This is a genomic window from Actinorectispora metalli (assembly GCF_056323685.1).
In genome coordinates this window covers 88,836-110,564 of sequence record NZ_JBREYE010000002.1, presented here as the reverse complement: position 1 = coordinate 110,564, position 21,729 = coordinate 88,836, and the positions used below count along the sequence as shown (strand labels likewise).

The window sequence follows — 21,729 nt, the reverse complement described above, 5'->3', positions numbered from 1 at the left end:
GCGGTCTTCCCGCTCAGCGGCAACTGAGCAGCACGTCACACGGGGAACGTCTCCGCGGTGGGTGAGGTGTTGTCGCGGCGGGCGATCCAGGTGGTGATGGCCTCCACCGCCTGCTCGGCGGGGATTCCGTTGAGTTGGGAGCCGTCGCGGAAGCGGAAGGAGACCGCGCCCGCCTCGACGTCCTTGGCGCCCGCCATCAGCAGGAACGGGACCTTCTGCAAGGTGTGGTTGCGGATCTTCTTCTGCATCCGGTCGTCGCCCGCGTCCACTTCGACCCGCACGCCCTTGGTGCGCAGGGACTTGGCGACCGACTGGAGGTGCTCGACGTGCTCGTCGGCGATCGGGATACCGACCACCTGCACCGGCGCCAGCCACGCGGGGAAGGCACCCGCGTAGTGCTCGGTGAGCACGCCGAAGAAGCGCTCGATGGAGCCGAACAACGCGCGGTGGATCTTGACCGGGCGCTGCCGGGAGCCGTCGGGGGCGGTGTAGGTGAGGTCGAACCGGTCGGGCAGGAAGTAGTCGACCTGGATGGTCGACATCTGCCAGGTGCGGCCCAGCGCGTCCTTGGCCTGCACGGAGATCTTCGGCCCGTAGAACGCCGCGCCGCCCGGGTCGGGCACCAGCTTCAGGCCCGAGGCCTCGGCGGCCTCGCGCAGTGCCTCGGTGGCCTGCTCCCAGCTCTCGTCGTCGCCGACGTACTTCTCCTCGTTGCGGGTGGACAGCTCGAGGTAGAAGTCGTCGAGGCCGTAGTCGCGCAGCAGGTCGAGCACGAAGCCCAGCAGCGACTTCAGCTCGTCCTGAAGCTGCTCGCGGGTGCAGTAGATGTGCGCGTCGTCCTGCGTCATGCCACGCACCCTGGTCAGGCCGTGGATCACGCCGGACTTCTCGTACCGGTACACCGAGCCGAACTCGAACAGCCGCAGCGGAAGCTCGCGGTAGGACCGGCCGCGGGAGCGGTAGATCAGGTTGTGGAACGGGCAGTTCATCGGCTTCAGGTAGTAGTCCTGGCCGGGCTTGCGGACCTTGCCGTCCTCGTCCAGTTCCGCGTCAAGGTGCATGGGCGGGTACATGCCGTCGGCGTACCAGTCCAGGTGGCCGGAGGTCTCGAACAGGGCGCTCTTGGTGATGTGCGGGGAGTACACGAACTCATACCCCGCCTCCTCGTGGCGGCGCCGCGAGTAGTCCTCCATCGCCATCCGCACCACCCCGCCCTTGGGGTGGAACACGGCGAGGCCGGAGCCGATCTCGTCGGGGAAGCTGAACAGGTCAAGCTCGTTGCCCAGCCTGCGGTGGTCGCGGCGCTCGGCCTCGGCCAGCAGCTCGAGGTGCTGCTCCAGGGCCTCCGCGGACTCCCAGGCGGTGCCGTAGATGCGCTGGAGCTGCGGGTTGCGCTGGTCGCCGCGCCAGTACGCGGCGGCGGAGCGCATCAGCTTGAACGCGGGGATGTGCTTGGTGGTGGGCACGTGCGGGCCGCGGCACAGATCGCCCCAGACCTGTTCGCCGCTGCGCGGATCGAGGTTGTCGTAGATGGTCAGCTCGCCGCCGCCGACCTCCATCACCTCGGAGGTGTCCACATCGCCCTTGATGTCGACGAGCTCCAGCTTGTACGGCTCGGCGGACAGCTCGGCCTTGGCCTCATCCAACGAGGAGAACAGGCGGCGGGAGAACCGCTGGGAGCCCTTGATGATCTGCTTCATGCGCTTCTCCAGCGCCTGCAGGTCCTCGGGCGTGAACGGGCGCGGCATGTCGAAGTCGTAGTAGAAGCCGTCCTTGATGGGCGGGCCGATGCCCAGCTTGGCCTCGGGGAACTCCTGCTGCACGGCCTGGGCCAGCACGTGGGCGGCGGAGTGGCGGAGCACGCTGCGCCCGTCGTCGGTGTTCGCGGCGACGGCCTCGACCTCGACGTCCTCGGCGGGCGACCAGGACAGGTCGCGCAGGCGGCCCTCGGGGTCGCGGACCACCAGGATCGCGTCGGAGCCCTTGCCGGGCAGCCCGGCCTCCCGCACCGCGGCGCCCGCGGTAGTCCCGGCGGGCACCTTCACGCGCGAGATCAGCTCGGCGGGGGTACTCGAAGCCTGGGACACGGTCTCTCCTTGCGAAGTGGTGGTCACACGATCGGCCCTGGACGGCCGCAACGCGTCGATGCTAGCCGTCCGGCGCGGTGCGCTTCCTCCCGGTTTCCGCCGCGGGGGTCGCCGCTCAGACGGTGACTCGGCCCAGGGGTGCCCAGCCGTCGCGTTCGGCGGGGAGTTCGCGCCAACCGACCGGCCACCGGCGGACGGTGTTGCCGCTCTTGCGGGTGCGGGCGTCGAACAGCTGGACCGGCAGGCAGTCGGCGAGGTTGACGTCGGCGTGGAACCAGGCCTGTTCGAAATCTGCGGACCGCACGAACCGGGCGCCGTCGAAGTGGGCGGGGCCGAGGAAGCGGGCGCCCGCGAAGGTGGTCTCGTCGGCGAAGTCGGCGCCCGCGAACCACGCCGGGCAGCGGAAGGCGGTCTCGGTGAACCAGGCGGGTCCGCGGAAGGCCGCCCAGTCGACGGCGGCGTGCCCGGTGAAGCGGGCGCCGCTGAAGCTGGTCACGCCGCGGAACTCGGCCTTGGTGAACACCGCGTCGCGCACCGTGCAGCCCGCCAGGTCGAAGTCCATCAGGATGGCCCCGGCCAGGTCGACGTCGATCTCCGGGCCGTCCGGGTCACAGCGGAGCTGACCTGCCAGCACCTGCTGGGCCGCGAGGCGCACCTGCGGCTGGTCCGGCAGCGCGGTGCGCAGGTAGGAGCAGACGATGTTGACCACCGTCTGCCGCAGCCCCGGGTTGTCCGCGGCCAGCCGCTCCAACGCGTAAGGCGCGGCCAGCCGGGGTGCGGAGCCCTCGACGCCGAGTTGGCCCGCGATGGTCGCGCACAGCTGCGCGCCGCGCTGGCGCCGGGCGATGTCTTCCTCCGCGTCGAGTCTGGCCTGCACCACGCGGAGTCGGTGCGCCGCCAGCAGAATCGCGCAGAGCCCTGCCAGGTCGGCGACCAGGCTCGCGGAGATCCCGACCGAGTCGGCCTCGTCATGTGGGGCGACGAGCAGCTGCGTCGTCAACCAGACCAAGGGGATGAGCAGGAGCGAGCCCGCGGCGAGCAGCATCCATCGGATGGGAAGTGCCGTGCGGGCCGGGCGGAGCTGATTCCACACTGAACCAATCACAGAAACGCCTCCCGATCTTGCCCCACGGGGATACGTCCTAGAACGGTTCAGGGTTCACGTCACGGCGCGATCACAAATCGATAACGCGGGCACGCCGCAATCAAGCGTCTCGTTTGCGCCGCAACCATCTTTCGTCGATTCCGCTGGCAGGAGCCGCGCCGAGGTCGGCGGGTGAATATCCATTCGGATAGCCCGGATAGGTACGATTTCCCGGATCGGCCGTCAGCCGGGAGACGCGGCGCGGCGGCATCAGGCGCACGACCCGCGCTCGTGCCAGCAGACCCGCCCGGGCGGCGGGGCCGATCCACGAGGGCACCGCGGGGAAACCGAACGCGGTTCGCATCCGCTCGTCGAGCATGCCCACCGCGGCCTTGGCCACGCCTGGCCGCAGCGGCTTGGGGTACCAGGAGCAGAACAGGTCCAGCGTGTAGCGGCCGATCTCGGCATTCGTTGCGCTGTAATGGAAATTGCGCTGTTCGTAGTCTCGTTTGAATGCCGCGAACCTGTCATAGTCGGCAGGCAGGTCGGTGATGCCCATGCGGGTGCCGACCGCGCGGTAGAAGTAAAACGCGGCGAGCTTCTCCTGCTCGGACAGCGGACGCCAGCCGTAGCGGTCGATCCAGTCGATCGGGTCGTAGATGAACGTGCTCAACACGTACACCATGTCGTCGTTGGAGATGTCGAACTGGTTGTGCATGCGGTTGACCATCCGCAGTGATTCGCGGCCGCGTTCGGAGTCGTAGCCGTGTTCGGCCAGTTCGGCCATGAGCAGCACGGTGTCGTCGTAGCGTTTCTGAGGGCGTTTCGCGAATTCCCCGGTGGCCGACAGCAGCGCCGAAATGGACGGCACACAATAGGTCCGGAACAACGCGAACTCCAGCGCCCTGGTGTAATCCCAGGGGAATTCATAACCCGCGGAAATGCGGTAGATGCGGTGGTGGTCGCGTTCCGGGTCGAGGCGGCGGATCTCCGCCAGCCGGTCGTAGCGTCCCATTATCCGTGCCTCATGACTGGATCACCGCGCCCTTGGCCACCAGGTCCTCCGCGCCCTCGATGCTCCAGTCTGACAGGACTTCGGTGCTGTGCGAACCCGGTGTCGCGGGCGGGGTGCGCAGGCTGCCCGGTGTGGCGGAGAACCGCGGGGCAGGCGCGGGCTGCACGACTCCCCCGTGTTCCACGAAGGTCTGCCGGGCGGCGTTGTGCGGGTGCCGGGGCGCCTCGGCCAGCGACAGCACCGGCGAGACACAGGCGTCGGTGCCCTCGAAGATCTTGGTCCACTCCTCGCGGGTGCGCTCGGCGAACGCGGCGGCGATCCGCTCGCGCAGCGCGGGCCACTCCGGGATGTCGTACTGGAACGGCAGTTCACCCTCGATGCCCAGCAACCGGATGAACTCGGCGTAGAACTGCGGCTCGATCGGGCCGACCGCCATGTGGCCGTCGTCGGCGGTGCGGTAGACGTCGTAGAACGGCGAGCCGCTGTCCAGCAGGTTCTCGCCGCGCCGGTCCTGCCAGATCCCCGCGGCGAACAGGCCGTAGATCATGGTCGCCAGGTGCGCGGTGCCGTCGGTGATCGCGGCGTCCACGACCTGGCCGGTGCCGTCCTGCCGGGCGCGCAGCAGTGCGGCGAGCACGCCGACCACCAGGTACATCGAGCCGCCCGCGTAGTCACCGAGCAGGTTCAGCGGGATCTGCGGCGGACCGCCCGCGCGGCCGATGGCGTGCAGGGCGCCGGTCAGCGCGATGTAGCCGATGTCGTGTCCCGCGGAGTGCGACAGCGGGCCCTGCTGGCCCCAGCCGGTCATCCGGCCGTAGACCAGCTTGGGGTTGCGGGCCAGGCACTGCTCGGGACCGACGCCGAGGCGCTCGGTGACGCCGGGGCGGTATCCCTCCAGCAGGATGTCGGCGCGCTCGACCAGCCGCAGCAGGGTCTCGGGCCCGTCGGCGTTCTTCAGGTCCACCACGATGGAGCGCTTGTTGCGGTTGGTGAGGTCGCCCGCGGGGTCCATGGCGATGGGCCCGGCGCCACCCACCCGGTCGACTCGGACCACGTCGGCACCGAGGTCGGCCAGCAGCATCGCGGCGAACGGGGCCGGTCCGATGCCTGCCAGTTCGACAACCCGCACCCCGGCCAGGGGCCCACCGACGCTGTCTGCCATTCCCGCACCTCGTTCCAACGGCGTCAATTTTGATGTGACAGTAGCAGTGTCATATGGACTGCGGTAGCCCGTCGCAAGTCCACTTCTGGCGGATATACACCGTTTAGTGAACGTCGTACGCTAGCGATATGACCGATCTGCCCCCTTTGGTGTCCGGCGGAAAACCTCTGATCGGCCACGCGGCGGAATTCCTTCGTCGCCCGATGGAAGTATTGGAGCGGGGCAGGCGGGAATGCGGTGAGATCTACCGCCTGAACATGGCAGGGCAACGCGCGATGGTGTTGCTGGGCAGCGAGCACACGCGCTTCTTCTTCAGCGAGACGGACAAGCGGCTGTCCATTCGCGCCGCCTACCCGTTCTTCATCAAGATGTTCGACCCCGACTTCTACTTCTTCGCCGACACCGATGAGTACAAGCGCCAGCGGGCGGTGGTGTTGCCGCGCTTCCAGGGCCGGGTGCTCGACTCATACGTGGAGGACATGGCCAGGGAGGTCGCCGACCTGGAGCGCACCATGGGCGGCCGGGGCGAGTTCGACCTGGTCAAGACGCTGGGTCCGCTGGTGATGCGCATCGCGGCCAGGGCATTCCTCGGCGAGCGGTTCGCCGCCGGACTGGGCAACGGTTTCTTCGAACGCTTCCGCCGTTTCTCCGCGGGCATGGAAATGGTGCTCCCGCAATGGCTTCCGCTACCGCACCTGCTGCGTTCCCGGGCGGCCAAACGGGAACTGCACACGATTCTGGGCGCGGTGATCGCCGACCGTCGGCGGGAGCCGGTGGAACCCGCCGACTTTCTGCAGACGCTGATCGGCGCGCACTATGACGACGGCGAGCCGATTCCCGATAACGTGCTGATCAACATGATTCTGCTGTTCACCTGGGCGGGTCATGAGACGACCACCGGCCATGTCAGCTGGGCGATGATCGACCTGCTGCACAACCCCGCGGAACTGAACCGCGCGGTGGCCGAGGCGCAGTCGGTGCTCGGCGGTGTCGACCAGGTGCGGATGGAACACGTCAAGCGGCTCAACCACCTCGACCGCTGCCTGCACGAGTCGGAACGGCTGCATCCGGTGGCCTACATGATGGTCCGCGAGGCCGCGGCGGACTTCGACTACGCCGGGTACCGAATCGGCAAGGGCGACCGGGTGTTCATCTCCCCCGCGCTCACCCACCGCCTGCCGGACCTGTACCCGGACCCCGAGCGCTTCCATCCCGATCGCTATGTCGCGCAACCGAAGTCGAAGGCGCTGCTGGCGGGCTTCGGCGGCGGTGTGCACCGCTGCCTCGGCGTGCATTTCGCCTACCTGGAGATGAATGTCATCCTGGGCATGCTGTTGCGGGACTACGACTTCGAACTGGTGGACAAGGACCCCGGCCCGGTCCCCGGCACCAAGACCAAGTGGCCCGCCAGCCCCTGCCGGGTCCGCTACACCCGCAAGCAGCCGGTCAGCGGCGCCTCCGCGGCATGAGCCGACGCCTGCTTGCGGGCGCACACAAATGCCTGGTGGAGGCGGTGATCCAGGTTGTGTCCTGAACGGGTGATCAGGGTAGATCACGGAAAAGTCAAGATTGTGTATTGATCAAGGTTGGTAGATCATCTTCTGGTAGCACACAGCGCATGACGTTTGCAGACCGGATGTTCACCACCGACCTTGCGGAGACGGCTTGACAGTCTTCACTGCCATTGAGCTCGGCTGGCCGCTAGTGATCCTTGTGGTCAGCACGACGCTCGGCATCACCTTGCACCGCTGGTTTCACTCGCACCGGGAGAACCGCGAGATCCGCCAGGAGTTCGCCAGATACATGTACCGCCTGGGGTGCAACGTCCGGCTTTCCGGAACCGGAGGAGCACACCGGCTGTGACGACTTCGACCGCGCCCGCCCTCGTCTTCGACCCATTATTACCGGTTCGCGTTCCGCTCCATTCCCCGGGGGTGCCTGCGATTGCGTTGGCACCTCTTGTCTTTCGGTCGCAACGGCGCAGGGGCGCCGACCGTGGTCGACGCCCCTGCGTAGTGCCGTGGTGATCAGCCGAGGCCGGCGAAGAACGCGCAGTTGTGCTCGGCGCCTAAATCGATCGGGCGGATGCCGTCCTGACCGGTGTCCAGACGCAGTGTCTGGAGGGTCTTGCCCTGGCGTGGCCAGTGCGGGCGGTCGTCACCGTTGGGGTTGCCGGTGGCGGCGAACCTCGTCCAGTAGCCGATCATCTGCCGGGACAGGCGCTGCTGCTCAGGTGAGAGCTTGAGGTCCATGCCCTCGATGTCGAAGAGGCTCAGCAGCTCCGAACCGTGGTAGGCGCCCAGCGGCATGTCCGGCGGCGCCGGGAACAGCGGGGGAACCTTGCGGTCGGCGAACTCGTAGCTGAACGCGGGTACCCGCTTGGCGAGGTAGCCGTCCTGCTTGAGCTGGCTGCACGACCAGATCAGGTCGGTGGTCACCGCCGACCAGGCCAACGCGGGCGAGCCGTGGGCGCTGCTCGGGTACTTCGCGGCGACCTTGGCGGCGTCGTCCTTGAAGGCCTTCTTGAGGAAGTCCTGGTAGATCTCCTCGGTGAACGGCTTCGGGTACGTCATCGCGACGAACAGGCGCTGCTCGTCGCGGGTGGTGCCGGACATCACCGGCATCTTGTGGGTGCGGCCCTGCTCGTAGACCTTCACCGGGTTCTCGGGCAGCACCTCGGAGCCGTAGGCGGGTCCGAACTGCACCTGCTGGGACAGCTTGAGCAGCGCCGCCGGGGTCAGCCCGCGCAGGCAGGCCAACTGGTCCGGCTTGTCCGCGCACCCGGTGACCTTGGCGGCCTGCTCGCCGGACTCCTCGGCCACCGAACGAGGCGGGAACAGCGTGCCCGCGGGTGCGCCAGGGACGAACGTGTCATCGAGCCATTCGAACGTGCAAGGCCCGCTTTGGATGATGGCGCGCTGGAACAGACCCGCCGCGGACGGCGAGGTGAGCTGGGCGCAGGTGCTCATCCCGCCCGCGGACTCGCCGAACAGCGTGACCCGGCGCGGGTCGCCGCCGAAGGCGCTCGCGTTGCGCTGCACCCAACGCAGCGCCTCCTGCTGGTCGGCGAGGCCGAACGCGGCTCCGCCGCGCAGGCCGTCCTTGGCGAAGAAGCCGAAGATGCCCAGGCGGTAGTTGATGGTGACGACGATGACATCGCCCTCCTCGGCCAACCGCTTGGCCCCGTACATGCTGCCCGAGCCCGTGGTGAAGCCGCCGCCGTGTGCCCACACCATGACCGGCTTGGGCCTGCCGCGCTCGGCCGAGCGCGGCGTGGTCACGTTGAGGTACAGGCAGTCCTCGGCCTCGCTGGGCACCCCGCCGTTGAACGGGCTGGCCTCCTGAGCGCAGATCGGTCCCGGCTTGGTGGCATCGCGGACCTGCGACCAGGGCTGCGGCCGCTTCGGGTTCTGCCAGCGCAGTTCGCCCACCGGCGGTGCGGCGAACGGGATGCCCTGGAAGCTGCGGTGCTTCTCGGTCACGGTGCCGCGCACCGGACCCAGGTCGGTGCGCACCACGGCGGGGTCGCCGTGGCCCGCCTGCTCGGCGGACGCCGGCACCGCGACCGTTACGGCGGCGGTGGCCAGCGCCAGCGCCCCGAGTAGCGGGCGCCAGGCTTTTCGTACTGTCATGTGCTTGTCCTCCCCTGTGTTCGTACTGCCCGGTGAGCAGGTTGAACAACTCCATTTCCGACTTGGCGCCGCAATGGCATCGCCCCGGCGCTCTGCATTGGTGTTCCCCCAAGTGGTCTACACGTCAGTTCTGGTTGTCCACTGTGGACATCAACCGGGCGTCGGCAGCTGGTGGTGCCCCGACGCCGGGGTCACTGGTACTCCAGCCGGTACAGCCGGGGCCACAGCTGCGACCACGGCAGGCGCGGGTTCTCGCAGCGGAAGATCGGCGTGTGGGTGTTGAGGATTTGCACGCTCGTGGGGTTGTGGACGGTGGTCAGCTGCACGCAGCTGCCGAAGTCGTCGCGCAACCGGTCCGCGGTCCCGCCGACGTAGAGCACGGTGCGGGCGCTGTCCGGCGGGGTGGCCAGGGCGTGGTAGCCGCGGTGCGGGCTGTAGACCGGCGGCAGGCCGGTACCCAGCACCTCCAGCGCGCCCGCGACGAAGTAGCTGTCGCCGATGATGACCGCCGTGCGCTGCTCCTCGGCGGGCAGCGCACGGTATTGCGCGCCAACACCTTCGGCCAGCTCCGGCCAGCCGGTGGAGAACCTGCCGAAGAAGTCGCTCGGCGGGATGTCCTCCTTGGGCAGCACCGGAAGCTGGGTGACCGCGAGCGCCGCGGACACCACGAACACCGGCCAGGTGGGAATCCACCGCCACCAGATCCGCGGCCTGCGGTGCTCGATCTCCACCGCGGCCGCCGCCCACAGCAGCGAGAGCATGCCCGCCGCGTAGTAGAACCGGCCGCTGCTGAGCATGAACACCACGACCAGGATCAACATGGCCCAGCCGAGGAACCGGTAGGGCGCCAGGTCCGGTGAGCGCAGCAGCCGCACCCAGCCGTACACGGTGAGCACCGCGCCGACCAGCAGGCCCGAGGTGATCACGAACAACGGCACGAACAGCAGCCACGGCGGCGGCCCCATCAGCGCCTGCTCCTCGCCGATGATCTTGGCCATGGTCAGCTGCGGCCAACCGTGGCGGTACTGCCACCACAGGCCGGGCGCGGCGGAGACCAGCGCGATGGCCGCGCCCGCCCACAGCATCGGTCGGCGCAACAGTTCACGCGGCCCGCTGACCAGCACCGCCACGCCTATCGCCAGCCAGAGCGCGACGATCAGCCACTTGTTCTGCACGCCCACCGCCGTGACGACACCAGCCCACAGCAGCAGTCGGTCGTTGCGGGTGCGCACCCAGCGGACCAGCAGGAAGGTGATCGCCGTCCAGCAGAAGATGTCCACGATGACCGTGTGCAGGATGTGGCCGAAGACCAGCGTTCCGGGCGAAACCGCCGCGGTCGCCGCCGCCAGCACCTGCGCCTTGCGGCCGCCGCCCAGTTCTCTGGCGATGGCGGCGGTGAGCAGGATCAACCCGAACACCAGCAGCGCCGCGGGTACCCGCAGGGCCGCGACCGACTGCGGGAACATCGCGTCCATCGCCGCGGCGATCAGCGGCACCAATGGCGGCTGGTCGGCATACCCCCAGTCAAGATGCCGTCCAGCCGCCACGAAGTACAGCTCGTCCCCGAAGTAGCCGTACCTCCCGCTCAATGCCAGCAGCAACAGCGTGGCGGCCGATGCGATCATCAGCACCGGCCGCCACGCAGGCGGCGCCGAAGCGCCCCGCTCCCCCGAACGGTCCCGCGTATCGTCAGCAATTTCGGCCAGCATCGCCATTTCCCCCCAGGTCGATCGCCGTGCGGGTCCTATTCGATCGCGATGGGACGCTTGTGCACGAGGGCACAAGGTCGAGAGGCGGTAGGACCAAAGTCCTGACCCCGCACCCCGGCATGCGACTTTCGTATGTTTCTGCTCCTCCGGAGGTTCCACGCCACGCCGGGCCCTGTCCGCTCCTGGCATAACGTGTCCCTGTGCAGCGACCTTTGTGGCGGTCGAGGCGCGAGGCGATGTTCGACGTGACGCTGGTGATCGCGATCGAAGTGCTGCTGATCGCGGCGATCCTCGGCTACGCGCTGACCCTGCCCGACTCGGACTTCAACACGGTGGGCCTGACCCTGGAGCTGGTCCTCGGCCCGATCCTCAACGCCGTGCTGCTGGTGCGCCGCCGGTTCCCGCTGACGGTGCTGTCGGTGATGGTGCTCATCGCGCTCGGCCTGCTGGGCACCACCCTGGCCTATCCGGGGCTGCTGCCGACCACGAACATCGAGGCCAATTCCTGGGCACCGATCGGCACCGCGATCGCCGTCTACAGCGCCACCGTCTACACCGAGGGACGGTGCCGCCGCCTGTCGGCCTTGGCGCTGATCACCACCCTGACGTTGATCATCATGCGGCCGTGGGAACCGCACTACACGGTGGTGGTCGGCGCGCTGCTGTTCGGCGCGGCGCCGGTGCCGCTGGGTCTGTTCGTACGGGCCCGCGGCAGGCTCATCGAGGCCCTCACCGAACGGGCCGATCGGGCCGAACGCGAACAATGTCTGCGCATCGAGCAGGCCAGGGCGCAGGAGCGGATTCGGCTGGCGGGCGAGATGCACGACGTGGTCTCGCACAAGGTCAGTCTGATGGTGTTGCAGGCCGGTGCGCTGTGGACCACCACCGCCGATGCCGAGGTTCGGCGCATCGCCGAGGAACTGCGGGCCACCGGCTGTCAGGCGTTGGAGGAGCTGCGGGACCTGGTCGGCGTGCTGCGGACGGTGCCGCAGGAGCCGGTCGGGCCGCAGGAGCCCGAACCGCTCGGCGCGGAGCTGGCCGAGCTGATCGCCGACGCGAAGTCCATCGGCACGCCGGTGGAGTACGTGGAGCAGGGCGGTGCCACGCTGCTGGCCCCCGCGGTCGCCAGGACGGCCTACCGGGTGGTGCAGGAGGCGCTGACCAACGTGCGCAAACACGCACCCGGGGCCCCGGCGGAGGTGCTGGTGTGCCGCCGTGGGGAGCGGATCGAGGTGACCGTGCGCAACGCGGCCGCCGCCCAGCCGATGCGGGCCGATCTGACGGCTACCGGTTCCGGCAGCGGGCTGCTGGGACTGCGGCAGCGGGTCGAACTGGTCGGCGGCACGTTCGCCGCACGGCCGCGGCAGGACGGATTCGAGGTGACGGCCATGCTGCCGGTGCAGGTGGAGATATGAGGCGCCCCCAGTGGATGGCCGATCCGAAGACGCGTTTCGACGTCTTCCTGGTGTTGGGCGTGGTGGCCTGCGACTGGGTGCTCACCACGGTGCTGTGGTCGGTGGACGAGGCGCGCTGGCCGTGGGAGTGGCGCAACTTCCTGTTCCACCACCTGCTGTTCTGGGCCCTGCTGCTGCGCAGGCGACACCCGCTGACGCTAGGCACGATCATGCTGTTCGCGCTCGGTGTGCAGACCTGGGTGGAGCTGGTCGAACCCGGGGTGCTGGTGTTTCCCGCCGACGCGAACACCACCTGGCTGACGCTGTCCGCGCCGTTCGCGACCTATGCCCTCGGTGCGTATGCGGGCAACAAGCCGCTGGCCTGGACCCAGGTGGGGCTGATGACCGCGGTGACGGCGCGGCCGTGGGACACCTCGGTCGACATCACGATGGGTGCGCTGCTGCTCATCGCGACCCCCGCGCTGGTCGGCCTGTACGTGGGTTCGCGGCGGCGGCTGATCGAGGCGCTGGCCGACCGCGCCGAGCGGGCCGAACGCGAGCAGCACCTGCTGGCCGAGCAGGCCAGGGCCGAGGAGCGGGCGCGGCTGGCGTTCGAGATGCATGACGTGGTGACCCACCAGGTGAGTCTGATGGTGCTGCAGGCGGGCGCGCTGGCCGTGACCGCCGCCGACGAGCCGACCAAGCGGGCCGCCGAGGATTTGCGGGTCGCCGGGTGCCGGGCGCTGGACGAGCTGCGTGACCTGGTCGGCGTGCTGCGCTCGGAGCCGGGCGATGAGCACCTGCCCACCGAGCAGGCGCCGTCGGTGCCCGAACTCGCCGACCTGGTCGCCGAGTCGGAGGCAGGCGGGATGCGCGTCGAACTGGTGGAGAGGGGTGTGCCGACGGCGGTGTCGCCGACGGTGGGCCGGACCGCCTACCGGGTGGTGCAGGAGTCGCTGACCAACGTGCGCAAACACGCGCCAGGCGCGCAGGCCAGGGTGCGGGTGCAATACGGCGGCGACCAGGTGCGACTGGTGATCGACAACGAGGCGGCCTGCTCCCCCGCCGACGCGCAGCTACAGGCGAGCGGTTCCGGTACCGGCCTGCTGGGACTGCGGCAGCGGGTCGAGTTGGTGGGCGGCACGCTGCGAGCCGGACCGCGGCCCGGCGGCGGGTTCAGCGTCGATGCGATACTTCCGGTCTACGTTCCGACGGCGGAGGCACGGCATGGGGGACGCTGATCCAGCGGTGATCCGGGTGCTCGTCGTCGACGACGAGCCCATGGTCTGCGCGCACCTGCGCACGATCCTCGGCGCGGCGCCGGACATCGACGTGGTCGACCAGGCCCACGACGGGGCCGCCGCGGTGGAGGCGGTGATCCGGCACCGGCCGCGGGTGGTGCTGATGGACCTGCGAATGCCCGACGTCGACGGCCTGACCGCGATCGAGCGGATCAACAAGCTGCCCGACCCGCCCGCGGTGGTCGCGCTGACCACCTTCGACGCCGACCAGTTCGTGATGCGCGCGCTGCGTGCGGGCGCGGCGGGCTTTTTGGTGAAGTCGACGCCGCCGGAGGACCTGATCGGCCTGGTCAGGGTGGCGGCGGACGGTCACACGGTGCTCTCGCCCGCAGCGGCGCAGCGGCTGGTGGCGGCGGGTTCGGACGAGCAGTCGGCGCGGGAGAAGGCGCGGGCGCTGGTCGCGGAGTTGACCGAGCGCGAGGCGGAGGTGCTGGCCTGTCTCGGCGAGGGCCTGTCCAACGCCCAGATCGCGGGCCGCCTGCACCTGTCGGAGGCGACTGTGAAGGGCTACGTGTCCCGGATGCTGGTCAAACTGGACTGCGCCAACCGCACCCAAGCAGGCCTGCTCGCCTACGACGCGGGCTTGGTGACCCGCTGAGGAGTGGCGCTAGATAAGGGTGATTCTCAAGTCGACCACAGACAGCTGCCGCTCCGAGTGGCGAATTGTGTAATAAACCCGGTAACCAGGGCCGCGAGCCTCGTGCCGTCGGTGGGCGCCGCACTCGACGTTCGCGGCGAACGCCGCCCGACGATCGATGTCCGCTTTGATCTCGGCACGAATATCGGGCGGAGCGTCGTCCAGCGTCTTCTGCACGATCGGAATGAAGATGACTCTGTAGCTACTCAACCCACACCAGCTCTCGGCCATCCCCATCGAAGACCCGGCGCTCGGCCGGGCGGCGCGCAGCCGCAGCCTCTTCAGGAGTTATGGGCGGCATCGGCTGTGCACCCTCATAGATCCGGTCATCCCCGGCCGCCAGCAGCGCGAGGCGCTCCTGGACACCCTCTGAGTGCAGGTCCAAGGCGAAGAACAACCATGACTCCACGACGAACGTCAGGTCGCGCAACTCGGTGTTCTCCATCGCCTCGGTGAACACGGGCGACAGTTCCGCAGGCAGCAAGCGCCGGATGTCCGCGAGTGTCCACCCCGATTTCTTGCCGTCCAGACCCGGCGGCGTGGGTGGCAGGTCGTAGTCCTTCGCCCACTCGCTCAGGCCATAGGTGGCCGGGAACTTCAGCGGCGGACGGTCCAAGTAGATGTACGGCACGGCCCCCAAGATGGCAGGGAACCGACCGGTAACCAAGCGCAGTCACCCTGCCGGGCAGGTGATTGCGGCCTGCCCGGCGCGGTGGCGGTCAGTACTCGTCGCCGCCGGTGAACATCTCCTCGATGTGATCGGCGGTGCCCGCGAGCATCTCCAGCGGGTCCTCGAACTCGTGCAGGTCCAGGTCGGACAGCGGTAGTGAGTGGCGGAGCACCACGAAGTCGCCCATGATCGCGGCGCCGCAGGCCACCGTGCTCTCGCCGACCTCGGTGAGCAGTGCCTTGAGGTCCACCTCGGCGACCTGCCCGCAGGGAGAGGCGATCTGCACCCAGTCATGCTGGCGGTCCAGCACCTCGTGCGACAGCACGATCACCTGGCTGCGCTCATCGTCGAACTCGTAGAGGATGCGGAGCTGATCGACCTGCTCGTCGACCACCTCGTACTCCTGCTTGACATACTTGATGAGATCTTTCCAGCTGGCCATGCGCGCCCTTTCAGCCAGTGATCGACAGCGCCCGAGCATAGCGGGCGACCCGCTGCGCCGGTTGGCCCAATCCGGTTGCGCGGAACGGGGATCACACGGAGGACAGGGCCTTCTCGATCGGGAGGTCGCCCGCGACCACCTCGAACTGCTTGCGGATGGTGGCCGGTTCGTCCAGGCAAGCCAGCAGGATCGCGGCGACGTCGGCTCGGCTGATCTCGTCGTAGGCGCTCTCCGGTCCGACCGCGACCCGGCCGGTGGGCGGGCCGTCGGACAGCCTGCCGGGCCGCACGATCGTCCAGTCGAGGTCGCGGCCGCGCAGATCGGCGTCGGCCTCGGCCTTGGCGCGCAGGTAGACCTGGAACACGTCCTCGGAGTGCGGGTCCGCTGCGTCCACCCGGAAGGCGGACACCATCAGGTAGCGCCGGACTCCACTGTGGACGGCGGCCTCGGCGAGCAGCGCGGCGGCGTCGCGATCCACGGTGAGTTTGCGGGCGGCGCCGCTGCCCGGTCCGGCGCCCGCCGCGAACACCACGGCGTCCGCCCCGGCCGTCACCGCGGCAAGCTGGTCCACGGTCGCCTGCTCCAGGTCGAGCAGTACCGGGTCGGCGCCCGCCGCGATCAGGTCGTCGCGGTGCTCGGCCCGTCGGATGATGCCGACCGGGGTGTCACCCCGTTCGGACAGCAGCTTTTCCAGCAGCAACGCGATCTGACCATGGCCACCGGCGATGACGACCCGCATGCGTCCTCCTACACGATGTGTGGTTTTCCCTTACCCACGGTTACCACAGTGCGGAGGAATCGAACGGGCATTTCGAGGGGTTCAGAGGTCGAGTCCCAGATCGAGTACCGGTGCGGAGTGGGTGAGGGCCCCGACGGCGAGGTAGTGCACGCCGGTCTCGGCGTAGGCGCGGGCCACGTCCAGGGTGAGGCCGCCGGAGGCCTCCAGCCTGGTCGCGGTGCCCTCGACGCGGCGGACCGCCTCGGCGCAGTCAGCCACGCTGAAGTTGTCCAGCAGCACCAGGTCGGGGCGCAGGGGCAGGAGTTCGTCCAGTTGGTCGAGACTGTCCACCTCGACCTCGCAGAACTTCTCCGGCGCGTGGGCGCGGGCCGCCAGCAGCGCGGCGCCGACCGAGCCCGCGGCGCGGACGTGGTTGTCCTTGATGAGCACCGCGTCCCCCAAGCCGAGGCGGTGGTTGATGCCGCCGCCGCAGCGCACCGCGTACTTCTCCAACTGCCGAAGTCCGGGCAGGGTTTTGCGGGTGTCGCGGATGCCGCAGCCGGTGCCCGCCACCGCGTCCACCCAGGCGGCGGTGGCGGTGGCGATGCCGGAAAGGTGCCCAACGAAGTTCAGCGCGGTGCGTTCGGCGGTGAGCAGCCCCCTGGTGGGCGCCTCGATGCGCAGCGCGACCGAACCGGGGGCGAGCCGGTCCCCGTCGGCGAGCCGTTCGGTGACGGTGTGGTCGTCGAGCACCCGGTCGAAGACGGCTAGCGCCACGGGCAGACCGGCCAGCGTGCCCGGTGTGCGGGCACGCAGTTCGGCGGTGGTGCGTGCAGAGGCGGGCACGGTGGCCTCGGTGGTGGCGTCCGGCCCGTACCGCAGGTCCTCGTCCAAGGCGAGGTCGATCAGCCGAGACAGCTCCGGTACGTCGAGTCCGGCGTCGATGAGCTCGGTGAACACCGGCTGCGAGAACTCGATCACCGCAGTCCTCCCCACGCGCAGACCAGCTCCGACACCTCGGGGCGGCCGTTGGCGCCGAGCCGCAGCGAGATGCTGCGCCGCCAGCGCAGGTCGTCGGTCCGCGGGTGGTCGGTGCGGACATGCGCGCCGCGGCTTTCGGTGCGTGCCTCGGCCGCGGTCAGCACGGCGCGGGCCGCCAGTGTCAACGCGGCGTCCTCCACCGCCTCGGTGGTCTTGAGCGGCCGGTCGGCTGTGCATTCGGCGAGGATGGCCGCCGCGGCGGCCAGGCCGTCGGCGCTGCGTCCGACGCCCGCGTGCCTGCTCATGGCGAGTTGCAGGCTGTCGCGGTCGGCGGCGGGCGCCACCGCCTCTCCCGTCCACACGGGCGCACCGACGGAACCCGCGTCGGAGCGGGCCATGGCGATCGTCGCCGCGGCGCGGCTGCCTACCACCAGGCCTTCCAGCAGGCTGTTGGACGCCAGCCGGTTGGCGCCGTGCAGACCGGTGCGGGCGACCTCGCCCGCGGCGTACAGGCCGGGAACCTCGGTGCGTCCGTACACAGTGGACACGACGCCGCCGCAGGAGTAGTGCGCGGCCGGGGCCACCGGGATCGGGTCGCGGGCCGGGTCGATGCCGACCACGGCGCAGGCCGCGTGCACGGTGGGGAACCTGCGCCGGAAGTCGGCCAGCCCGGTCGCGTCGAGGTAGACGTGGTCGCCGCCGAGTTCGGCCATCCGGCGGGTGATCGCGGCGGCCACCACATCACGCGGCGCCAGGTCCGCCAGAGGGTGGATGCCGGTCATCACGCGGCGGCCCGTCGAGTCGACCAGCACCGCGCCCTCGCCGCGGACCGCTTCGGTGACCAGCGGGCGCCTGCCCCTGGTGCCCGCGACGTAGAGCACCGTGGGGTGGAACTGGATGAACTCCAGGTCGGCCACCTCGGCGCCCGCGCGCATCGCGAACGCCAGCCCGTCGGCGGTGGCGACCGCCGGGTTGGTGGTGGCCGCGTACAGCTGGCCGAGTCCGCCGCTGGCCAGCAGCACGGCGGGTGCGGTGAAGGCTCCCGCTACGCCGTCGGGGTCCAGCACGGACAGCCCCGCGAGGCGGCCGTCGGCCGACCACAGCGGGCTTACCGCGGTGTGGTTCTCCAGCAGCGGGATCCGCGCGTCGCGGCGCGCGGTGAGCAGCGCGCGTTCGATCTCGGCGCCGGTCGCGTCGCCGCCTGCGTGCACCACTCGGAACGCCGAGTGGCCGCCCTCGCGGGTGCGGGCCAGCCGCCCGTCGCGCCCGGGGTCGAACACGGCGCCGTTGCGACGCAGCCACTCCACCGCGCGGGGGCCGTCGGCGATGATCTCGCGGACCGCGGCCTCCTCGCAGAGTCCGGCACCGGCGATCAGGGTGTCTTCGGCGTGCCGCGACACCGTGTCGCCCGCGTCGTGTTCGGTGGGCAGCACGACCGCGACGCCGCCCTGGGCCCACCGCGTGTTGCCTTCGGCGGCATCGGCCTTGGTGACCACCACGACGTCCAGCCCGTAGGAGCGGGCGTGCAGGGCCGCGGTCAGCCCCGCCACGCCCGATCCGACCACGACCAGGTCGGCTTTGGCTTCCCAAGCGGGTCTCATTCGTCGCCGCCAGGCTGGCCGATCTCGATCATGCGCTGCACCGAGGCACGGGCCCGGCGGGCGGTCTCGGCGTCCACGTGGACCTCATCCTTGCCGTGGCGCAGCGCCCGCAGCAGGGCCGCGGGGGTGATCATCTTCATGTACCGGCAGGACGCCCGGTCGTTGACCGCGCGGAAGTCGACGCCCGGCGCCGCGGCGCGAAGCTGGTGCAGCATGCCGATCTCGGTGGCCACCAGCACGGTGCCCGCCGTGGTCTGGCGGGCGGCGTCCACCATGCCGCCGGTGGAGAGGATCTTGACCCGCTCCGCGGGCACCGCACCCGTGCCCGCGAGGTAGAGCGCCGAGGTGGCGCAGCCGCACTCGGGGTGGATGAACAGGTCGGCGTCGGGGTTCGCGGCGGCGCGCTCGGCCAGTTCGGGGCCGTTGATGCCCGCGTGCACGTGGCACTCGCCCGCCCAGATGTGCAGGTTCTCCCGGCCGGTCACCCGCTTGACGTGGGCGCCGAGGAACTGGTCAGGGCAGAACAGGACCTCGCGGTCGGCGGGGATGGAGGCCACCACATCCACGGCGTTGGAGGAGGTGCAGCAGATGTCGGTCTCGGCCTTCACCTCGGCCGTGGTGTTCACGTACGACACGACCACGGCGCCAGGGTGCTGGGCCTTCCACTCGCGAAGCTGCTCGGCGTTGATGGAGTCGGCCAGCGAGCAGCCCGCCCGCGCGTCCGGGATCAGCACCCGCTTGTCGGGGCTCAAGATCTTCGCGGTCTCGGCCATGAAGTGCACGCCGCAGAAGATGATCTCGGTCGCGTCGCTCTCCGCGGCGATGCGGCTCAGCGCCAGCGAGTCGCCGGTGTGGTGAGCGATGTCCTGGATCTCGGGAAGCTGGTAGTTGTGCGCCAGCAGCACCGCGTCCCGCTGCCGCGCCAGCTCCCGGACCTCCTCGGCCCAGGCGGCGTCGGGCACGACGCCCGTGTACGGCGAGAGATCATCGGTCCGCTCCGCCTGTAGTACCCCAGACGTTCCAGCAGTAGCGGCCATAAGTCCTCCTCGTGGTGGCCTCCGGGTGACGATTGGCCATCCGGTGGGTTTTCGCCTTAGAATCGAAAACGTGGTGAATCATAACAGCCGATCGGGCGAAACCGAGCACGAGGTTCTGGCCGCCGTGCTCCAGGTGCGCCCGGCGCCAGCGCAGACCGGACGCGGAAAAACCCGCATGACGCTGCAGGTTTTGCTGTGGCAAAGGGCCATGGAGCCGCATGCGAGACGCTGGTCACTCCCGGGTGGACGGCTGGGGTCCGACGAGGACGTCGAGTCCTCGATCCGACGGCAGCTCGCCGAGAAGGTCGACGTCCGACAACTGGCCCACGTCGAGCAGTTGGCCGTGTTCAGCGCCCCGGACCGGGTGCCGGGCCCGCGGGTGGTGGCCGCCGCGTTCCTCGGGCTGGTGCCATCGGACAACGACCCCGAACTGCCCGAGGACACCGCCTGGCACCCCATCGACGGGCTGCCCGAGACCGCCTTCGACCACGAGGCGATCGTGCGGCGGGCCCGCAACCGGCTGCGGGCGAAGCTGTCGTACACGAACCTGGGCTTCGCGCTGGCGCCGCCGGTGTTCACCGTCTCGGCGCTGCGCGAGCTGTACTCGGCGGCGCTGGGCTACCAGGTGTCGGCCACCAACCTGCAACGCGTGCTGTCCCGCCGCGGCCAGCTGGAGGCCACCGGCGACACCACCCGCTCCGGGCCGTCCGGCGGCAGGCCCGCCGCACTATTCCGGTTCACTGGCAGCGGAATGCTCGTGACAGACCCGTTCGCGGTGCTCAGGCCACCCGCCGGTGGCAAGACGGCGACGGAACGCTGATCAACGTCGAATTCGTTCGGCACGCACGCGTGGACCGTCGTAACGTGAACGGGTGGCCGAGACCCTCCCGCTGTTTCCGCTCAGCACGGTGCTGTTGCCGGGGACCTCGTTGCCGCTGCACATCTTCGAGCCCCGGTACAGGCAGCTTGTGGTGGACCTGATGACCGGTGAACTGCCCGGCAGACGGCTGGGCATCGTGGCGATCCGGCCCGGCTGGGAGTCCGGCGACGCGGTGGGCGAGACCGTGCACACCATCGGCTGCACGGCGGTGCTGGACGATGTGGCGCGGCTGGAGGACGGCCGGTTCGACATCGTGGTCACCGGCGAGGACCGCTTCGAACTGCTGGACGTCGCCGACGCGGCGTCGCCGTACCTGATGGCCAAGGTCGACTTCGTGCCCGACACGACCCCGCCGGCCGACTTGGACGATTTGATTCCGCTGCTGGATACCGCGTCACGAGCGGCACACCGCCGCTACTGCGATACCGCCTGGGAAGACTCCGAGTGGCAGGAACCCGCCGCCGATGTCGCCGCGGGACGGCTCTCCTACCTGCTGGCCGCCGACTGCCTGCTCAGCCTGGAGGACCGCCAAGCCCTCCTCGGCGAACTGTGCCCGGCCCGCCGCCTCCGCCTGATCCGGTTGGTGCTGGCTCGGGAATCCGAAATCCTCCGCACCCTCCGCGCGGTCCCTGTGCCACTGGCCCAGTTCGCGGAGCAGCCGGGACGGAACTAAGAGCGGTCTCAGAAGATGGTGATCTCGATTTCCACCACGTGGAGTTGCTCGTTCATGTGACGCACGCGGTAGGTCGCCCTCCAGCCAGGACCGTCCGTCGAGCGCTCGTAATGCGCGCCGCCCGACATGTTTGAAGCAAAATTCGCCAACTGGTCGAGCTTCTCCTCGATAGCCTTTTGAATGTCGGCAGGCGCCCTACCCAGCTCCAGTTCAGCCTGGGCCGAGTATGTGATCCTGTACTTGCTCATCGTCATCAACCCACACCAGTTCACGACCGTCAAGAAAAAGACGATCTCTCATTTCAGGAGGAGTAGCAGAAATCTGAGCAGCAATCTGAACCAGTTCTTCATCGCTCGGCGGTGGATTTCCCGGTATCACGCCAAGTTCGTCTCCGCGACCTTCCTCGACCATCCTGGTGATTCGCTGGGAGGATCTACTGTGCAGTTTGCGCACAAAGAAGTGCCAACTCTGCCAGACAAAATTGAAGTCAGACGGATCAGTTGTTATCTCTACAGCTTCATTGAAAAGCGGGACGAGTTTCTTTGGCAAGAGGCTACGAATTTCTTCGAGACTAAGCCTTTTCCTGTCTTCCTCGAAGCCTTCCGGCGTAGGCGGTAGGTCATAGTCCCCCGCGTGTTCACTGAGGTAGTAATTGATGGGGAACGGCAGCAGTGGTTTGTCGGAGAAAACGTACGGCACGGCTCAT

21 protein-coding genes are annotated in these 21,729 nt (G+C 69.1%); 6 read left to right on the top strand and 15 right to left on the bottom strand.

From position 1 onward, the window contains the following. Window positions 1-35: 35 nt before the first annotated feature. The 4 genes from thrS to ACU6XJ_RS20805 all read right to left on the bottom strand — a co-directional run bounded on the left by thrS (window position 36) and on the right by ACU6XJ_RS20805 (window position 5,348). Window positions 36-2,045, bottom strand: a complete 2,010-nt coding sequence (gene thrS, locus ACU6XJ_RS20820; RefSeq protein ID WP_476318552.1) for a threonine--tRNA ligase — start codon at window positions 2,043-2,045, stop codon at window positions 36-38. A 157-nt stretch (window positions 2,046-2,202) separates the two neighbouring features. Next, on the bottom strand, window positions 2,203-3,132 hold the full coding sequence (locus ACU6XJ_RS20815) for a pentapeptide repeat-containing protein (RefSeq protein ID WP_476314309.1): 930 nt from the start codon (window positions 3,130-3,132) through the stop codon (window positions 2,203-2,205). A gap of 160 nt (window positions 3,133-3,292) precedes the next feature. Beyond that, the gene (locus tag ACU6XJ_RS20810) at window positions 3,293-4,186 is read right to left on the bottom strand and encodes an oxygenase MpaB family protein (protein WP_476314307.1); all 894 of its coding nucleotides are present in this window, start codon (window positions 4,184-4,186) and stop codon (window positions 3,293-3,295) included. Window positions 4,187-4,196: 10 nt separating this feature from the next. Further along, on the bottom strand, window positions 4,197-5,348 hold the full coding sequence (locus ACU6XJ_RS20805) for a CaiB/BaiF CoA transferase family protein (RefSeq protein WP_476314305.1): 1,152 nt from the start codon (window positions 5,346-5,348) through the stop codon (window positions 4,197-4,199). Between the two features lie 128 nt (window positions 5,349-5,476). Here ACU6XJ_RS20805 and ACU6XJ_RS20800 point away from each other — a divergent pair, with 128 nt between their 5' ends. After that, window positions 5,477-6,817 carry a cytochrome P450 gene (locus ACU6XJ_RS20800; RefSeq protein WP_476314303.1) on the top strand — a complete coding sequence of 447 codons (1,341 nt, stop codon included), beginning with the start codon at window positions 5,477-5,479 and terminating at the stop codon, window positions 6,815-6,817. A gap of 558 nt (window positions 6,818-7,375) precedes the next feature. On the opposite strand, the gene ACU6XJ_RS20795 is transcribed toward ACU6XJ_RS20800, so the two are convergent. After that, a complete protein-coding gene (locus ACU6XJ_RS20795; protein WP_476314301.1) occupies window positions 7,376-8,980 on the bottom strand; it encodes a carboxylesterase/lipase family protein in 1,605 nt (534 codons plus the stop codon). 191 nt (window positions 8,981-9,171) lie between these two features. After that, entirely contained in the window at window positions 9,172-10,689 is a 1,518-nt protein-coding gene (locus ACU6XJ_RS20790; protein WP_476314299.1) for an ArnT family glycosyltransferase, read from the bottom strand. Between the two features lie 200 nt (window positions 10,690-10,889). Between ACU6XJ_RS20790 and ACU6XJ_RS20785 the strand changes: the two genes are divergently transcribed. Genes ACU6XJ_RS20785 through ACU6XJ_RS20775 form a run of 3 tightly spaced genes read left to right on the top strand, consistent with a single transcriptional unit; the run spans window position 10,890 to window position 13,982 of the window. Continuing rightward, window positions 10,890-12,104 (top strand): sensor histidine kinase, encoded by a 1,215-nt coding sequence (locus ACU6XJ_RS20785; protein ID WP_476314297.1) that lies wholly within the window; start codon window positions 10,890-10,892, stop codon window positions 12,102-12,104. Further along, the gene (locus ACU6XJ_RS20780) at window positions 12,101-13,324 is read left to right on the top strand and encodes a sensor histidine kinase (protein WP_476314295.1); all 1,224 of its coding nucleotides are present in this window, start codon (window positions 12,101-12,103) and stop codon (window positions 13,322-13,324) included. The genes ACU6XJ_RS20785 and ACU6XJ_RS20780 overlap by 4 nt, the downstream gene beginning before the upstream one ends. 7 nt (window positions 13,325-13,331) lie before the next feature. Then, window positions 13,332-13,982 carry a response regulator gene (locus tag ACU6XJ_RS20775; protein ID WP_476318550.1) on the top strand — a complete coding sequence of 217 codons (651 nt, stop codon included), beginning with the start codon at window positions 13,332-13,334 and terminating at the stop codon, window positions 13,980-13,982. A 9-nt stretch (window positions 13,983-13,991) separates the two neighbouring features. Here ACU6XJ_RS20775 and ACU6XJ_RS20770 read toward each other — a convergent pair whose 3' ends face one another. The 7 genes from ACU6XJ_RS20770 to nadA form a co-directional block, all read right to left on the bottom strand. After that, window positions 13,992-14,198, bottom strand: coding sequence for a hypothetical protein (locus tag ACU6XJ_RS20770; protein WP_476314293.1), 207 nt, complete (start codon window positions 14,196-14,198; stop codon window positions 13,992-13,994). Window positions 14,199-14,223: 25 nt separating this feature from the next. Next, a complete protein-coding gene (locus tag ACU6XJ_RS20765) occupies window positions 14,224-14,652 on the bottom strand; it encodes a hypothetical protein (RefSeq protein WP_476314292.1) in 429 nt (142 codons plus the stop codon). A gap of 88 nt (window positions 14,653-14,740) precedes the next feature. Next, window positions 14,741-15,133 (bottom strand): type III secretion system chaperone family protein, encoded by a 393-nt coding sequence (locus ACU6XJ_RS20760; RefSeq protein ID WP_476314290.1) that lies wholly within the window; start codon window positions 15,131-15,133, stop codon window positions 14,741-14,743. Between the two features lie 91 nt (window positions 15,134-15,224). Then, window positions 15,225-15,872 (bottom strand): NAD(P)H-binding protein, encoded by a 648-nt coding sequence (locus ACU6XJ_RS20755; protein WP_476314288.1) that lies wholly within the window; start codon window positions 15,870-15,872, stop codon window positions 15,225-15,227. An 81-nt stretch (window positions 15,873-15,953) separates the two neighbouring features. Beyond that, entirely contained in the window at window positions 15,954-16,832 is an 879-nt protein-coding gene (gene nadC / locus ACU6XJ_RS20750) for a carboxylating nicotinate-nucleotide diphosphorylase (protein ID WP_476314287.1), read from the bottom strand. After that, the gene (locus tag ACU6XJ_RS20745; RefSeq protein ID WP_476314285.1) at window positions 16,829-18,433 is read right to left on the bottom strand and encodes an L-aspartate oxidase; all 1,605 of its coding nucleotides are present in this window, start codon (window positions 18,431-18,433) and stop codon (window positions 16,829-16,831) included. Before ACU6XJ_RS20745 ends, nadC begins: the two co-directional genes overlap by 4 nt. Next, the gene (nadA, locus tag ACU6XJ_RS20740) at window positions 18,430-19,470 is read right to left on the bottom strand and encodes a quinolinate synthase NadA (RefSeq protein ID WP_476314283.1); all 1,041 of its coding nucleotides are present in this window, start codon (window positions 19,468-19,470) and stop codon (window positions 18,430-18,432) included. Before nadA ends, ACU6XJ_RS20745 begins: the two co-directional genes overlap by 4 nt. Window positions 19,471-19,645: 175 nt before the next feature. On the opposite strand from nadA, the gene ACU6XJ_RS20735 reads away from it, so the two are divergent. Next, a complete protein-coding gene (locus tag ACU6XJ_RS20735) occupies window positions 19,646-20,290 on the top strand; it encodes an NUDIX hydrolase (RefSeq protein ID WP_476314281.1) in 645 nt (214 codons plus the stop codon). 52 nt (window positions 20,291-20,342) lie between these two features. Beyond that, a complete protein-coding gene (locus ACU6XJ_RS20730; RefSeq protein ID WP_476314279.1) occupies window positions 20,343-21,023 on the top strand; it encodes an LON peptidase substrate-binding domain-containing protein in 681 nt (226 codons plus the stop codon). 8 nt (window positions 21,024-21,031) lie between these two features. Here ACU6XJ_RS20730 and ACU6XJ_RS20725 read toward each other — a convergent pair whose 3' ends face one another. Beyond that, entirely contained in the window at window positions 21,032-21,271 is a 240-nt protein-coding gene (locus tag ACU6XJ_RS20725; RefSeq protein WP_476314278.1) for a hypothetical protein, read from the bottom strand. After that, window positions 21,234-21,722: a hypothetical protein gene (locus tag ACU6XJ_RS20720; protein ID WP_476314276.1), complete on the bottom strand. Its 489-nt coding sequence runs from the start codon at window positions 21,720-21,722 to the stop codon at window positions 21,234-21,236. The genes ACU6XJ_RS20725 and ACU6XJ_RS20720 overlap by 38 nt, the downstream gene beginning before the upstream one ends. Between the last annotated feature and the right edge of the window lie 7 nt (window positions 21,723-21,729).